Consider the following 15,790-nt stretch of genomic DNA (forward strand, 5'->3'; position numbering starts at 1 on the left):
TATGTCGTATCCACCACCGAAGTACCACGGCGAGAACGGCGAGCTCAACGCCACCTACCGGCCGGTCACCACGGCGCCGGAGTTCACGTACGCCAACGGCAACACCGTGCACTACCTGGCGACGGGCGCGTCGACCAACGGGCAGTTCGGCCTGTACCGCTGGGTGATGGGCCCGCAGCCCAGCGGCCCGGACCCGCATTTCCACCGCTCGATCTCGGAGTCGTTCTTCATCCTGAGCGGTTCGGTGCGCATTTATGACGGCAAGCGCTGGATCGACACGGAACCGGGCGACTTCGTGCACGTTCCGGAGGGCGGCGTGCACGCGTTCCGCAACGAGTCCGGCGCGCCGGCCGAGATGCTGTTGCATTTCGCGCCCGGTGCGCCCCGGGAGGCCTACTTCGAGGGCCTCCCGGGGCTCGGTTCGATGACCGATGACGAACGTGCCGCGTTCATGCTCGAACACGACACGTTCTGGCTTTCCTGACTGTCCGTTCGCTCAGAAACCGAAGCTGGCGACGTCGGTCAGCAACGGAGACCCGCCGACTTCGCTCAGAAACCGACGGCCGAAGCCGCGACTTCGCTCAGAAACCAAGCCAGCGACGTCGATCAGAAGCCGAAGCTCGCGACGAGAATCGCGCGCCCCAGCGTGTGGGCGGTCAGGTTGAAGCCCACGACGTTGGGGCTCGCGTCGGCGTCAACGCCCAGCGAGTCGGTGTCGAGGGCGTGGACGACAAAGAAGTACCGGTGCGGCGCGTCCTGCGGCGGCGGGGCGGCGCCGCCGAAGTCCCGGCTGCCGTAGTCGTTGCGGGCGTGGATGGCCTCGTCGGGCAGGCCGTCCTTGTCCCCGGTCCCGGCGCCCGTCGGCAGCTCGGCCACCTCGGCCGGGATGTCGTAGACGAGCCAGTGCCAGAAGCCGCCACCGGTCGGGGCGTCCGGGTCGTAGCAGGTCACCGCGAAGCTCTTGGTGCCCTCGGGGGCGCCCGACCAGGACAGGTGGGGCGAGGTGTTGCCGCGCTCATAGACCTGGGCGTCGGGCAGGGTGCTCCCGTCCGTCAGGTCCTCGCTGGTCAAGCTGAACGCCGGCACCGCGGGCAGGAAGTCGTAGGGCGACGGCGGGCGCGGACGATCGGACATGCGCAATCTCCTTGCGAGGTGGCTACAGCTGTCTCTCGGGAATCCTCTTACCCAACGACCGTCAACCTCAAGTGAGGCGGCCGACAGCTAGCCCGAGCAACCACACCAGGTACGGCTGATGGATCGCGCCGGCGCTGCGCTGTTCGAGGCTGATCACCGTCTGACCTCGCCGGGCGACCGCCCACTGCCCGGACGCGAACGCCTCCTCCCCCACCCCGGGAACGGCAGCGCCGGCGCGGTGGGCGCGGATCGCGAGTTCGGCCGCATCGCCGGTGGCCACCGTGACGACGAGCGCCGAGCCGTCCCCCGCCCGGAACTCCGCCATCGTCATCGGCCCGACCGCCACGCCGCGGTCGGCGCCGGTGAGCGTCACCGGCCGTCCGAGTACGCGGCCGGCCTCCTCCGCCGTGACCAGTTCGGCGGCCGCGACCCGGGTCGGGCGGACCGCGGTGGCCAGGGCTGGAGCGCCCGCGTTCATGGCGCGCAGGATGAGGGCGTCGGTGTCGTCTTCGCCGTACGTTTGTGATCGTGTGCGCGCGCTGGTATCCACGCGCAGCTCGGTCACGCGCCGGGTCCAGCGCCGGGCGGTCAGCGTGATGACGTCGCCGATGTCCGCGCGGTGCACGATTTCGGACGGACACGCCCAGGCGACGACACGATCGGCCGTGCCCGAGTCGATTGCCAGGTAGTGCAGGACGGGAATGGTCGGCCCCTCGTTTCCCTCGGTCTTCGTGCGCCAGGTCTCCACCCACACCACCTCGCCGGTGACGGTGACCGGGGTGAGCACGTCGACGAGGGTGCCGATCAAGGTGTACCCGCCGTAGAGCAGCGGCCACAGGATGAGCACGCGCACGGTGAGCGTCACCCAGCTCGATATGGAGCCGGGGGTGAAGTCGAACGCGATCGCGTTGAAGCGGACGATGAACGCGGCGATGGCGAGCGCGATGCAGCCTTTGACGGTGAGGCGTGCGGCTTTTTGTCCGTACCGTGGCCAGAACGACGGATATCGCACACGAATTCGGTGCCACGTGCCGCCGAACGAGCTCCAGACCCGGCGCCGGTTGCCCATGCCGAGGTCGATGACGGCGGCGCAGACCCGTGTGGCTCCGACGGCGTCGCCGTAGGAGAGGTACCGGTCCCACACGGCGACGGCCGCGGGCGGGAGGTCGGCGAAGCTCTCGTGGGCGCGCAGGAACGCCTTGAGGCCGAGCCAGCGCACGGCCGCCTGGCGTCCCGCGGGGGTGTCCCGCTCGCCGCGCGACTTGCCGGCGAAGATGCCGAGCGCGGACCACAGGATGATGACCGCGACGAACGAAGCGCCATCGCGGCTGTGGAGGAATATGGCGATTCCGGCGGCAAACGCCGGGATTCCCGCAAGAATCGTGAGCGCGGCGACCATTGCCGAGGAGAACCGGCGCTGCGAGAGGCCTTGCGATCGGGCGTCCGCGACGATCGCCGCGTTCAGCCGCTTCGTCCAGCCCTGGGCCTGCGCGGCGTCGCGGAACGTGAGCGCGGTGAGCGGGACGACGCCGTGCATCGTGAGCGATTGGACACGTTCGAAAATCATTCGCTCGTACGCGTTCAGCCCGGTCGGCTGCTCATTGCGCACCTGGACGGTCGTTTGCAGCGGATCGTTGCCGGGTTGCCGGAACTCCAGGATGCGCCGGGCCGCAAGATCGATGAACGTCGAATCGGCGGCGTCCTCGGTGAGCTCCCATCGCCCGGTGATGAGGCTGACCACGGCGGGCGACTCGGCGCCGCCAAAGTCCTGGCTGGCCGGCGGCGCGAGGAGCACCGGTGGCCGCGTTGCGTACAAAAGCCACCAGAACGCCGCAAACCAGACGAAAAGCCCGATTGCGACGATCCCGATCTCGACCAGGAGCCGGGGCTCGACGACGAGGTCCACGACGCGCCGCCCGGCCCGTCAGAACCGCACGTTGACGTCGGCGCGCTCGCCGCCTGCGGCCTCGAAGTACGGCCGCGCCCGGAACCCGCCGACGCCCGCGATGATGTTGGACGGGAGCGTCTGGGTCCGCTGGTTGTACGTCTGCACGGCGCTGTTGTAGAACTGCCGCGCGTACGCGATCTTCTCCTCCGTGGCGCCCAGCTCCGCCTGCAACTGCAGGAAGTTCTGGTTCGCCTTGAGGTCCGGGTACGCCTCGGCGAGCGCGAACAGCCGGCCGAGTGCCTGGGTCAGCATCCCCTCGGCCTGCACCCGCCGCGCGGGGTCGGCTTCGCCGCCGGCGGCGGCCGGCCCGGCCCCGACGGCCGAACTCGCGGCGGCGTTACGGGCGGCGATCACGGCCTCGAGGGTCCCGCGCTCGTGCGCGGCGTACCCCTTCACCGTCTCGACCAGGTTCGGGATCAGCGAGTGGCGGCGCTTGAGCTGCACGTCGATCTGGGCCCATGAGGCGTCGACCTGGATGCGGGCCTTGACCAGCGCGTTGTACGTGGCCACGGCCCACCAGACGAGCACGATCACGAGCACGACGGCGACGCCGAGCACGATCAGAGCGGTCATGGGCGCATGGTGACCGCCCAGGGTTGCCCAGCGCGTAACACGGTCGCCGATCCGACAGACCTCGGCGTATCAGCAGACGCCGAGCCACATCAGACCGCGCGCCGGACCCCACCAAGCCCCGCCAAGCCCAGCCAAGCCACGCGACGCCAAGCCCCGCCAAGCCACGCGACGCCAAGCCGCGCCGCGCCGCGCCAAGCCGCGCGACGCCAGGCAAGGCCAGGCCAGGCCAGGCCCGAGCTAAGCCAAACCAAGCGACGAAGCCGCCAGCGCCGAACCGCGTCACAGCGAACACCACCAAGCAATGCCAGGCGGCGAGAGCAGGACCATGAAAACGTCAAGCAACAAACAAAGAGCAGTGCACAACACAGAGCAAGAAAGAGCTGAAACAGCGGGGGTGAAGAAGAGAAAACAAAGCGGGCGGGAGTGCGCCTTCTTAATTCCCTATTCTACCCGGGCCGACCTAATCGATCTTGCCGGGAGTCACGCTCAGTACGGCAGGCGGAACTCCTCGGCGCGGCGGGCGGCCAGCCAGGATTCCACGTCCGACGAGGTGCGCGGCAGGCCGTCCGACAGGTTGCGCGCCCCCGTCGGCGTGACCAGCACGTCGTCCTCGATGCGCACCGCGATGCCCCGCAGCTCGGCCGGCACCAGCTCGTCCTCCGGCTGGAAGTACAGGCCCGGCTCGACGGTCAGGACGTAGCCGGCGTCCAGGGTGCCCTCGCGGTAGCGCTCCTTGCGTGCCGCCGCGCAGTCGTGGACGTCCAGGCCCAGCATGTGGCCGAAGCCGTGCAGGGTCCACCGGCGGTACAGGATCGCGCTCTTGTCCATCGCCTCGTCGACGCTCACCGGCAGCACGCCCAGCGAGTGCAGGCCCTCGGCGAGGACGCGCATGCACGCCTGGTGCACGTCGTCGAAGGCCACGCCGGGGCGGATGGTGTCGATGCCGGCCTGCTGGGAGCGGTACACGATGTCGTAGACCTCGCGCTGCAGGGGCGTGAACGCGCCGGAGACGGGGACGGTGCGGGTCACGTCGGCGGTGTAGAGGTTGCGGTTCTCCACGCCCATGTCCATGAGCAGCAGGTCGCCGCTGGTGGTGCGGCCCGTGTTGCGCATCCAGTGCAGGATCGTGCCGTGCGCGCCGGCGCCGACGATCGAGTCGTAGCCGACGTCGTTGCCGTCGTGGCGGGCGCGCATCGCGAAGATGCCTTCGATGAGGCGCTCGTTCACGGGGCGGTCGGCGGGCAGGGCGCGGGCCGCGTCCTCGAAGCCGCGGACGGTCGCGTCGATCGCGTCCTGCAGCTGCTCGAGCTCCCAGGCGTCCTTGACGAGCCGCAGCTCGCCGAGGACCCAGGCGAGTTCCTGGTCGCGGGCCGGGTCGGTGCTGCGCACGGCGGCGTCGACGGACGGGTCGAAGCCGCGCAGGACGCGGGTGCGGCCCGGGGAGCTGTCGTCGAGGACCGCGGCGAGGTCGTCCACGTGCGCGGTCTGCACCTGCAGCTCGGTCGACTTCTCGGCGAGGGTGTGCCGGCGGCCGATCCACAGCTCGCCGTGGTTGCGGTCGGTGAAGAACTCGTCGGTGTCGCGGGGCGAGCGGGGGCGGACGTACAGCGTCGCGTCGTGGCCGCCGTCGGTCGGGCGCAGCACGAGGACCGACTCGGGGTCGTGCTCGCCGGTGAGCCACACGTGCTCGCTGCCGGGGCGGAACCGGAAGTTGGTGTCGTTGGAGCGCACGTGCTCGATCCCGGACGGGATGACGAGCGTCTCACCGGGGAACGCGCCGGACAGTTCGGCGCGGCGCTTGGCGTGGTCGGGCGCCTCCGTGCGGGGCGAGACGTCGAGCGTGGTGTCGCGCCAGCCCGTGCGCATGAATGCCCGGAAACGCTCCGGAAAGTCGGGGTCGTGGGACTGACTGCCGACTGCTTCGTCCATGTGAACCTCCGCCGCGAATTCGTGCTCCACCTGCGACCGTACCCCGTGCGAGGATGCATGCCATGGCGGGACTTCTCACGTTCGTCAGCGCGCGGGGCGGCGCGGCGGGGCAGCGGGATGCGGTCGCCGACGCGCTCGGGCTGCTGCGGCACCGCGGGCCCGACGACGAGGGCATCGTCGCCAACGACGACGTGGTGTTCGGCGCCGAGCAGCTGACCGTGAGCGAGCACCGCTCGGCGCAGCCGGCGACGTATCCGCCGATGGGCGTCACCGCCGGGCGGTACCTGATCGTCCTGGACGGCGCGCTGTACAACGCCGGGGAGCTGCGCGCCGAGCTGGTCGAGGACCGCCGCGCCGAGTTCGGCACCGACGGCGACGCGGAGGTGATCCTCGCCGCCTACCACCACTGGGGTCCGGGTGCGGTGAGCCGGCTGCGGGGCATGTTCGCGTTCGTGATCTGGGACGGCTCGGCCCGGCGGGCGTTCGGGGCCCGCGACCCGTTCGGCATCAAGCCGCTCTTCCAGCTGCAGACGCCCCAGGGGGTGTACCTCGCCAGCGAGAAGAAGGCCCTCCTGCCGTTCGTCGCCGACCGGGCCGCGGTCGACACGGTGCGCCTGCAGCACTACCTGACGATGCAGTACGTGCCGGAGCCGGCGACGATGCACCCGGAGGTGCGCCGGCTCGGGGCGGGCGAGTCGTTCGTCTACACCCCGGGCGGGCCGCTGGCGAACCGGCGGTACAGCCAGCTGACCTTCCGCCCGGCGCCGGTCGCCGACGAGGAGGCCGTCGTGCGCCGCATCGGGGAGGCGCTGCGCGAGAGCGTCCACGCGCACATGCAGGCCGACGCCCCGGTGGGCGCGTTCCTGTCCAGCGGCATCGACTCGACGGCGATCGTCGCGCTCGCGGCCGAGAAGGATCCGGGGCTGCGGACGTTCACCGTGGGTTACGACGCGGCCGGGCCGGGCGCGCAGTTCTCGGAGATCGACGTGGCCGAGCAGTCGGCCCGCGCGCTGGGCGTCCCGCTGACCGAGACGGTGGTCACGGCGGGTGACTTCATGCGGGCCCTGCCGCGGATCGTGTGGCATCTCGACGACCCGGTCGCGGATCCGGCGCTGGTGCCGCTGTTCTTCCTCGCGGAGCGGGCGGCCCGGGACGTGACGGTGGTGCTCGGCGGCGACGGGGCGGACGAGCTGTTCGGCGGCTATCCGATCTACCGGGAGCCGCTGTCGCTGGCGGGCGTCAGCCACCTGCCCGACTCGATGCAGCGGGGGCTGCGGGCGGTGTCGCGGGTCATCCCGCAGGGCGTGAAGGGCAAGAGCTTCCTGGAGCGGGGCACGACCCCGATCGAGGAGCGCTACTACGGCAACGCGCGCATCTTCACCGACGAGGAGAAGGCCGCGCTGCTGCGCCACTACGAGCCGGACGTGCGGCACACCGACGTGACGGCGCCGGTGTTCAAGGAGGCCGGGGCGCTCGACGACGTGACGACGATGCAGTACGTCGACCTGTACACGTGGCTGCGCGGCGACATCCTGGTGAAGGCCGACCGGATGACGATGGCGCACTCGCTGCAGCTGCGCACGCCGTTCCTGGACCGGGCGGTGTTCGAGGTGGCGGCGGGGCTGCCGAGCGAGCTGAAGGTGCCGCCGCGCTCGCAGGAGACGAAGGCGGCGCTGCGCCGGGCGCTGGCCGGGGTGGTGCCGGAGCCGATCGTGCACCGCAGGAAGCTCGGGTTCCCGGTGCCGATCCGGCCGTGGCTGCGCGGGGAGATGTACGACTGGGCGCACGGCCTGCTCGACACGTCGGGCGCCGGGGATCTGCTCGACCTCGACGTGGTGCGGGGGCTGCTGCGGGCGCACCGCAAGAAGGAGGCCGACCATTCGCGCAAGCTGTGGACGGTGCTCGTCTTCTGCGTGTGGCACGCCGTCTTCGTGACCGGATCCATGCGCCCGGGGTTCACCGGCGCCGCGAACGAGGAGGTGTTCCCGTGACCGGGTACGGCGTGGTCATCGGTGAGGCGCTGATCGACCTGCTGGAGTCGACGTCGGGCGGTGAGCTGGTCTACCGGCCGGCGGTCGGCGGCGCGCCGTTCAACGTGGCCGTCGGCATCGCCCGTCTCGGCGCCGACGTGCACTTCCTGGGTTCGTTCGGCGACGACCCCTTCGGCCACCGGCTGCTGGACTTTCTGGATAAATCCGGCGTCGGTACGGATGGTGCCGTCATGGTCCCGGACGTGGCCACCACGCTCGCCGTCACCACCTTCCAGGGCCACGAGCCGACGTTCCGCTTCTACGGGGAGCCGCCGTCCTACGGGCTGTTCGACGCCGGCAGCGTCGACGAGTCCCTGGTGGCGGGGGCGCGGCTGCTGTACTGCGGCTCGATGTGCCTGCTCGCCCCGCCGGTGCTCGCCGCCGCCCGCCGCGCCTGGGCGGTGCCGGGGCCGGTCCGCGTCTTCGACCCGAACGTGCGCCCGATCGTGGGGCTCAACCCGGGCGTCGTGGAGGAGTTCGCGGCCACGGCCGACCTGGTGAAGCTGAGCTCGGCCGACGCGGCGGCGCTGTGGGGCGACTCGCCCGAGCGGGCCGCCGCCCGCCTGTTGTCCTGCGGCGCGGACGTGGTCGTGGTGACCCTGGGTTCGCAGGGTGCGCTGGTGGCGAAGGGTTCCTCGACGGTACTGGTGCCGGCGCCCCGCATCGCCCCGGTCGACGCGACCGGCGCGGGCGACGCGACGATGGCCGGGCTCAGCTGGGGCATCCTCGCCCACGGCCGGCCGGTCGATCTCGGCGGCTGGGCGACCCTCACCCGGGTCGCGGTCCACGTCGCCGGCCTGGTGTGCGAGTCGCCGGGCGGCGCCGTGTCCATGCCGACGGTCGCCGACCTTCGCACCCGGTTCGTAGACTTGGCGGTGTGACGCCCGGGCGGTTCGGCCGGTACGTGATGGCATGCAAGGCGGCGGCCGTGGGCGTCGCCTTGCTGATCGTCGTGCTCCGGGTCGTCTACGAGTTCGGCGTCACCCCGGCGAACACCCCGGCGTGGGCCGCGGCCGCGCTGCTGTTCGCCCCGGTCGTCGTGCTCAGCGGCGCGTTCATCGGCTTCGGCATCGTGTTCCGCCCGATCCTGCACCCGCCGCCGGCGGCGCTGCGGGTGCGGGGGGACGCGTTCGTGGTGCCGGGCTCCCCGGTGCTCATGGGCCGGCTCACGATGGGCTGGGCGCTGCTGGGCACCGTGTTCCTGGAGAGCGACCCGGGCCTGTCGCCCACGACGCGGTTCGGGATCAACGCGGGCGCGTTCCTGGTCATCGCCGGGGCCGCCCTGCCGCTGCTGCGCGGCCCGCGGATCGTGGTCACCCCGGCGGGGCTGAACATCCGCGCCGGGGGCCGCCGGGTCCTGGCCTGGGACGACCTGGTGCGGGTGCCGGCCAACCCGCTGCCGATCCCGGTGCGGGCGCCGAAGCTGGCGCTGAGCATCCGCCGCCCGGGCCGCCCGGAGCCGGGCTGGCTGCTGGTGCCGCTGGAGCTGCTGGCGGTCGAGCCCGTCTTCCTCGGCACCGTCGTGGAGCACTACGTCGAGCACCCGGACCGCCGCGGGGCGATCGGCACGAAAGAGGAGTACACCCGCCTGACGGGGGTGCCCGTCTGACGGTTGGCAAGGCGTTTGCAAGGGCGGCGGCGGATGCTGGGGCTGTGACTGCTCTGCTGCTGGTTCGCCGGGTGCCGCCGGCCCGCCTGGAACTCACCCGCACGACGGCCCGGCAGTGGGATGCCGCGCTGGCGGGTGACGCGACCCTGCAGTGGTGGGAGCTGGTCGACCCGGCGGCCGACGACGCCGCCCCGCCGGCCGCGCTCGCGGCGCTGCGCCCGGACCCGGTGACGGTGCGCCTGGCCGGCGTGGCGACCCCGCCGGGGCGCCGCGACCGGGCCGTGCAGGTGGTGGTCGCGCTGGTCGACGCGCTGCGGGCCACGTCCGCGCTCACGCTGGAGGCGCTGCCGTCGGCGGAGCTGTCGCCGATCCTGCACGACGCCGGCTTCCTTCCCGCCGCGGACGGCCGCGCGGTCGTCGAGCTGTAGGCGACCCACGGCGGCCCACGGGCGGGCGCACGGCCGTCGAGCTGTAGCGACCTACGGCGACCCGGGGAACGGCCTCACGGCCGTCGAGCTGGGGGCGACCCGCTCCGGACCGGGCCGGGAGGCGCTACGGTCGACTGGTTGGAACTGCGCATCCTGGGCCCGCTCGAGGCCCTCACCGACGCCGGCGTCCCGATCGACCTGGGCACCCCGAAGCAGCGTGCCGTCCTGGCGCTGCTCGCGACCCGTCCGGGCCGGGTGGTGCCGGTGCAGACGCTGGTCGACGAGCTGTGGGCGGACGAGCCGCCGGAGCGCGCGATCGCGTCGCTGCAGGCGTACGTGTCCCGCCTGCGCCGTGCCCTGGAGCCGGACCGGGCCGCGCGGGGTCCCGCGACGGTCCTGGTGAGCCGGGCGCCCGGCTATCTGCTGGCGGTCCCGCCCGAGGCCGTGGACGCGGTCCGGTTCGCCGCCGCGGTGGGGCCCGCGGACGGCGGCGACGATCCGGCGGTGCTCGACGCGGCGCTGGCGCTGTGGCGGGGTGATCCGCTGCCAGAGCTGGGCGACTCGCCGCTGGCCCAGGCGGAGCGGGCCCGGCTGCAGGAGCTGCGTTTCGCCGCGCTCGAGCGCCGGGCGGCCGCGTGGCTGGCCCGGGACCGGCTCCCCGAGGTGATCTACACCACCGAGGCGGCGCTGGCCGAGTCGCCGTACCGGGAGCCGCTGTGGGCCCAGCTGATGCTGGCCCTGTACCGGGCGGGCCGGCAGGCCGAGGCGCTGAGCGCGTTCGCGAAGGCCCGCGCGATCCTGGCCGGGGAGCTCGGCATCGAGCCGGGCCCGGAGCTGCGCCGGCTCGAGTCCGACATTCTGCGCCAGTCCCCCGGCCTCGGCGCGCTGGGGCCGCCGGCGACGGTGCCCCCGAGCCCCGAGCCGGTGGCGGCCGAGCCGGTGGCGACGGTGGCGGCGACGGTGCCGCCGAACCCCGCGGAGCCGGACGGCGACGCGGGGCCGGACGGCGACGCGGGGCCGCTCGTGGGGCGGGACCGGGAGCTGGCCGTCGCCGACGAGGTCCTCGCGCGGCGGGGGCGGGTGCTGGTCGTGGAGGGCGCGGCCGGCATCGGCAAGTCGGCGCTGGTGGACGAGGTGGCCCGGCGGGCGGCCGGGCTCGGGTTCGCGATCGGGCGCGGGAGCGGGGTCGACGGGCCGCAGCCGCCGGTGTTCCTGCCCTGGGCGCAGGCGCTGCGCGGGCTGGCGGACGGGTGGGCGGCGGAGCTGGCGGAGGCGTTCGCGCCGTTCGGGAACCTGCCCGCGGTGCTCGACCCGGCGCTGGCCGAGGCGATCGGGCTGCCCGCGCCGGAGCGGCTGGCCGACGCCGAGCTGGCCCGGTCGCGGCTGTTCCAGGGGCTGGTCGACGGGTTGCGGCGGCTGGCCGGGCGGCGGCCGGTGCTGCTGGTGTTCGACGACGCGCACCTGCTCGACCGGCCGTCGCGCACGCTGCTCGGGCTGTGCCTGCGGGCGGTGCCGGGGTCGGGGCTCGTCGTGGTGCTCGCGGCCCGCAGCGGCGAGGGGGTCACGGATCTCGCCGCCGGGGCACCGGCCGTACCGCTGCGGCTCGAAGGTTTGTCGGGTGAGGACGTGGCGCGGCTCGGGCAACGGGTGGCGCAGCGGGCGCTCGGGCGCGAGACCGTCGCGGTGCTCGTCGACCGGACCGGCGGCAACCCGTTCTTCGTCGGCGAGCTGCTGCGGGTCCTGCTCGCAGAGCACGCGCTGGACGAGCGCGGCGCCCGGGAGCGCACGCCCGCGCGGGTGCAGGAGGTGATCCGGCGGCGTTTCGCGCGGCTGCCCGGCCAGCTGGGGGCGGTGCTCGCGGTCGCGGCGGTGCTGGGGCGGGAGTTCGACGTCGCGGTCCTGCGGGAGATGACGCAGCTCGACGAGCTGGAGCTGTACGACACGCTCGACACGGCGGTCGCGACCGGGGTGCTCGCCGGCGGCGCGGACGGGCGGCTGCGGTTCGCGCACGATCTGCTGCGGCAGGTGGCGTACGAGGAGCAGGGGCCGCTGCGCCGGGCGCGCCTGCACGCGCGGGCGGCCCGGGCCCTGCACGAGCGGGGCGCCACCGAGCGGGCGGCGCACCTGCGCCTGGCGCTGCCGGTCGCCGGTCCGCTGGAGGTGGCGCCGGTGCTGGCGGCCGCGGCGGGTGAGGCCTACGAGCGCACGGCGCTGGAGGAGGCGGTCGCGCTGCTGGAGGAGGCGGTGACGGTCCTGCTCAGCGCCGCCCCGTCGCGGGCGCGGGACGTCGCCGAGCTGGATCTGCGGGTCCGGCTGGCGTACACGCACCAGGCGACCGGCGACTATCTCGGCGCGCCCGCGGCCGCGCAGTACGCGCTCATGGAGCCGGTGCTCGCCCGGGTCGCCCCGGGGCCGGAGCTGGTCGCGGCGCTGTGGGGGTACGCGTCGTTCCACAACGCGGCCGGCGACGACGACCGATTGGCGGCGGTCGCGGCGCTGGACCCGTTCGTCGCCGGGGTGCACGCCGGCTACGCCGCGCACGCCCGGGCGGACCTGCCCCGGGCGCGGGCGCTGCTGCGGGAGGCCCTCGACGCGCTGCCGGAGGGTGGCCTGCCGGTGTTCCCGCTCATCGACTGGGATCCGGTTGCGGGCATTCTCGGGCCGGCCGCGTCGGTGGAGAGCCTGCTCGGGGACCGGGCCGCGGCGGAGGCGTTCCTGGCGCGGGCGGAACGGGCGACGCCGTTCCAGGACATGTACGTCACGTCGTACTCGGCGTCGGTGGCCGCGGACGCCTACGACGCCGAGGCGGTGCTGGCCCGGGCCCGGCGGGCGCTGCGGCTGGCGGAGCAGATCCAGAGCCGGGAGTACCGGGCGGTGGCGCAGGTGCTCGCCGGCTGGGCGAGCGGCGACGAGGCGCTGCTGGCCGAGGGCGAGGACGCGCTGGGCGGGATGCTGTGGCGGTATCCGCGGCTGCTGGCGCTGCACCCGGACCTGCTGCTGCGGGCGGGGCGGCCGGCGGAGGCGGCGCGGCTCGCGCGGGCGCGGCTGGTCACCCCGCTGGACGGGCTGAACCGGTTCGCGGAGCCGGATCTGCGCCGGGTGCTGGGGGTGGCCACGGGCGACCGCGCGGAGCTGGAGCGGGCCCTGGCCCTGGCCCGTGAGCTGGGGCATGCGCCGGCCGCGGCACGGATTGGGACGGCGCTTGCATGAAAAACAAGACGGACGTACGGTTTTCTTGACTGAACCCCCCGCGGCGTGATCCCGGCGCACGCTGGGGAAGACTGGCGTACCGGAAACACGACTTGACGGAAGAGGAGCACACGCCGTGGCGAGCCTCGACTCCTTCGGAGCAAAGAGCCAGCTGAGCGTCGGTGACGCGAGCTACGAGATTTACCGGATCGGCCAGGTCGAGGGGGCCGCTCGGCTGCCGTACAGCCTGAAGATCCTCCTGGAGAACCTGCTGCGGACCGAGGACGGCGCGAACATCACCGCCGAGCACATCCGGGCCCTGGGCGGGTGGGACGCGTCGGCCGAGCCGAGCGTGGAGATCCAGTTCACCCCGGCCCGCGTGCTGATGCAGGACTTCACCGGCGTGCCGTGCGTCGTCGACCTCGCCACCATGCGCGAGGCCGTCGTCGAGCTCGGCGGCGACCCGAAGCGGGTCAACCCGCTCGCCCCGGCCGAGCTCGTCATCGACCACTCCGTCATCGCCGACCTGTTCGGCCGGCCGGACGCGTTCGAGCGCAACGTCGAGCTGGAATACGGGCGCAACAAGGAGCGGTACCAGTTCCTGCGCTGGGGCCAGACCGCGTTCAACGAGTTCAAGGTCGTCCCGCCGGGCACCGGCATCGTGCACCAGGTGAACATCGAGTACCTGGCCCGGGTCATCATGGCCCGCGGCGGCCAGGCCTACCCGGACACCGTGGTCGGCACCGACTCGCACACCACGATGGTCAACGGCCTCGGCGTGCTCGGCTGGGGCGTCGGCGGCATCGAGGCCGAGGCCGCGATGCTCGGCCAGCCGGTGTCGATGCTCATCCCGCGGGTCGTGGGCTTCAAGCTCTCCGGTGAGCTGCCGGAGGGCACCACCGCCACCGACCTGGTGCTGGTCATCACCGAGATGCTGCGCAAGCACGGCGTGGTCGGCAAGTTCGTCGAGTTCTACGGCCCCGGCGTGAGCGCGGTGCCGCTGGCCAACCGGGCCACGATCGGCAACATGAGCCCCGAGTACGGCTCGACGGTGGCGATCTTCCCGATCGACGACGAGACCATCAAGTACCTGAAGCTGACCGGCCGCGACGAGGCCCAGGTCGCGCTCGTCGAGGCCTACGCCAAGGAGCAGGGCCTCTGGCACGACCCGGCCGCCGAGCCGGACTACTCCGAGCGCCTCGAGCTCGACCTGAGCACCATCGAGCCGTCGCTGGCCGGCCCGAAGCGCCCGCAGGACCGGGTGCCGCTGTCCGCCGCCAAGTCGATGTTCCGCTCGGTGCTCGACCACTACGTCGGCGACGGCGTCGAGGGCCCGGCCGACGAGGCCAGCGCCGAGTCGTTCCCGGCCAGCGACTCCCCCGCCAACAGCGTCACCGCCAACGGTGACCGCCCGCACGACCTGGTCTCGGCGGCCTCGGGCGCCGACGGCCGCACGTCGAAGCCGGTGCGGGTCGAGGACTACGAGCTCGACCACGGCGCGGTCGTCATCGCCGCCATCACGTCCTGCACGAACACCTCGAACCCGCAGGTCATGATCGGCGCGGCGCTGCTGGCCCGCAACGCGGTCGAGAAGGGCCTGTCCCGCAAGCCGTGGGTGAAGACGACCCTGGCCCCGGGCTCGAAGGTGGTCACCGACTACTACGAGCGCTCCGGCCTCACGCCGTACCTGGACAAGCTCGGCTTCAACCTGGTCGGCTACGGCTGCACCACCTGCATCGGCAACTCCGGCCCGCTGCCGGAGCCGATCAGCACCGCGGTCAACGAGCACGACCTCACCGTCGTGTCGGTGCTGTCCGGCAACCGCAACTTCGAGGGCCGGATCAACCCGGACGTGAAGATGAACTACCTGGCCTCGCCGCCGCTGGTGGTCGCCTACGCGCTCGCGGGCACGATGGACATCGACCTGACCAACGACCCGCTGGGCACCGGCTCGGACGGGCAGCCGGTCTACCTGCGCGACATCTGGCCGAGCCCGAAGGAGATCGAGGACACCATCGCCGCGGCGATCGGCGCGGACCTGTTCTCCACCCGCTACGCCGACGTGTTCGCCGGCGACGAGCAGTGGCGGTCGCTGCCCACGCCGACGGGCGACACGTTCGACTGGGCGGGTGACTCGACGTACGTGCGCAAGCCCCCGTACTTCGAGGGCATGGCCACCGAGCCCTCGGCCGTCAGCGACATCGCCGGCGCCCGGGTGCTGGCCAAGCTCGGCGACTCGGTCACCACCGACCACATCTCGCCGGCCGGCTCCATCAAGGCCGACTCGCCCGCCGGGAAGTACCTCGCCGGGCACGGGGTGGACCGCAAGGACTTCAACTCGTACGGGTCGCGCCGCGGCAACCACGAGGTGATGATCCGCGGGACGTTCGCCAACATCCGGCTGCGCAACCAGCTCGCGCCGGGCACCGAGGGCGGCGTGACCGTCAACCACCTCACCGGCGAGCAGACCACGATCTACGACGCCTCGGTCGCCTACGCCGAGGCCGGGGTGCCGCTGGTGATCCTGGCCGGCAAGGAGTACGGCTCCGGCTCCTCGCGTGACTGGGCCGCCAAGGGCACCGCGCTGCTGGGCGTGCGCGCCGTCATCGCCGAGTCGTACGAGCGCATCCACCGCTCGAACCTCATCGGCATGGGCGTGCTGCCGTTGCAGTTCCCGCAGGGCGAGACCGCCGGCTCGCTGGGACTGTCCGGCACCGAGACGTTCACCGTCACCGGCGTCGAGCAGCTCAACGACGGCAGCACCCCGCGCACGGTGCGGGTGAGCACCGACAGCGGCGTCGAGTTCGACGCGGTGGTGCGCATCGACACCCCCGGCGAGGCGGACTACTACCGCCACGGCGGCATCCTGCAGTACGTGCTGCGCAAGATGATCGCCGCCTGACCCGGTAGCCGGACACGAAACGGCGGCCGTCCACTTCGGACGGCCGCC

At 72.9% G+C, this 15,790-nt stretch carries 11 protein-coding genes; 7 read left to right on the forward strand and 4 right to left on the reverse strand.

Annotated elements, in window-relative coordinates:
• Position 1: 1 nt before the first annotated feature.
• Complete coding sequence (locus AC6JBM_RS34100; RefSeq protein ID WP_350615276.1) at positions 2-484, forward strand: cupin domain-containing protein; 483 nt, start codon at positions 2-4, stop codon at positions 482-484.
• A 122-nt stretch (positions 485-606) separates the two neighbouring features.
• Here AC6JBM_RS34100 and AC6JBM_RS34105 read toward each other — a convergent pair whose 3' ends face one another.
• From AC6JBM_RS34105 to AC6JBM_RS34120, 4 genes are all read right to left on the reverse strand, one after another.
• Positions 607-1,134 carry a YbhB/YbcL family Raf kinase inhibitor-like protein gene (locus AC6JBM_RS34105; RefSeq protein WP_350615275.1) on the reverse strand — a complete coding sequence of 176 codons (528 nt, stop codon included), beginning with the start codon at positions 1,132-1,134 and terminating at the stop codon, positions 607-609.
• Positions 1,135-1,201: 67 nt separating this feature from the next.
• Positions 1,202-3,040, reverse strand: a complete 1,839-nt coding sequence (locus tag AC6JBM_RS34110; RefSeq protein WP_497978099.1) for a DUF2207 family protein — start codon at positions 3,038-3,040, stop codon at positions 1,202-1,204.
• Positions 3,041-3,058: 18 nt separating this feature from the next.
• Positions 3,059-3,655, reverse strand: a complete 597-nt coding sequence (locus tag AC6JBM_RS34115) for a LemA family protein (protein WP_497978100.1) — start codon at positions 3,653-3,655, stop codon at positions 3,059-3,061.
• A 486-nt stretch (positions 3,656-4,141) separates the two neighbouring features.
• Complete coding sequence (locus AC6JBM_RS34120) at positions 4,142-5,584, reverse strand: aminopeptidase P family protein (RefSeq protein ID WP_497978101.1); 1,443 nt, start codon at positions 5,582-5,584, stop codon at positions 4,142-4,144.
• Between the two features lie 62 nt (positions 5,585-5,646).
• On the opposite strand from AC6JBM_RS34120, the gene asnB reads away from it, so the two are divergent.
• The 6 genes from asnB to AC6JBM_RS34150 all read left to right on the forward strand — a co-directional run bounded on the left by asnB (position 5,647) and on the right by AC6JBM_RS34150 (position 15,742).
• A complete protein-coding gene (gene asnB / locus AC6JBM_RS34125; RefSeq protein WP_497978102.1) occupies positions 5,647-7,575 on the forward strand; it encodes an asparagine synthase (glutamine-hydrolyzing) in 1,929 nt (642 codons plus the stop codon).
• Positions 7,572-8,495, forward strand: coding sequence for a carbohydrate kinase family protein (locus AC6JBM_RS34130; RefSeq protein WP_497978103.1), 924 nt, complete (start codon positions 7,572-7,574; stop codon positions 8,493-8,495). The genes asnB and AC6JBM_RS34130 overlap by 4 nt, the downstream gene beginning before the upstream one ends.
• Positions 8,492-9,223: a hypothetical protein gene (locus AC6JBM_RS34135; protein WP_497978104.1), complete on the forward strand. Its 732-nt coding sequence runs from the start codon at positions 8,492-8,494 to the stop codon at positions 9,221-9,223. Before AC6JBM_RS34130 ends, AC6JBM_RS34135 begins: the two co-directional genes overlap by 4 nt.
• Positions 9,224-9,267: 44 nt before the next feature.
• Positions 9,268-9,651, forward strand: coding sequence for a hypothetical protein (locus AC6JBM_RS34140; protein ID WP_497978105.1), 384 nt, complete (start codon positions 9,268-9,270; stop codon positions 9,649-9,651).
• 138 nt (positions 9,652-9,789) lie between these two features.
• A complete protein-coding gene (locus AC6JBM_RS34145) occupies positions 9,790-12,861 on the forward strand; it encodes an ATP-binding protein (RefSeq protein WP_497978106.1) in 3,072 nt (1,023 codons plus the stop codon).
• Positions 12,862-12,976: 115 nt separating this feature from the next.
• Complete coding sequence (locus tag AC6JBM_RS34150) at positions 12,977-15,742, forward strand: aconitate hydratase (protein ID WP_497978107.1); 2,766 nt, start codon at positions 12,977-12,979, stop codon at positions 15,740-15,742.
• Positions 15,743-15,790: the final 48 nt, after the last annotated feature.

It is taken from the genome of Dactylosporangium thailandense (assembly GCF_059739745.1).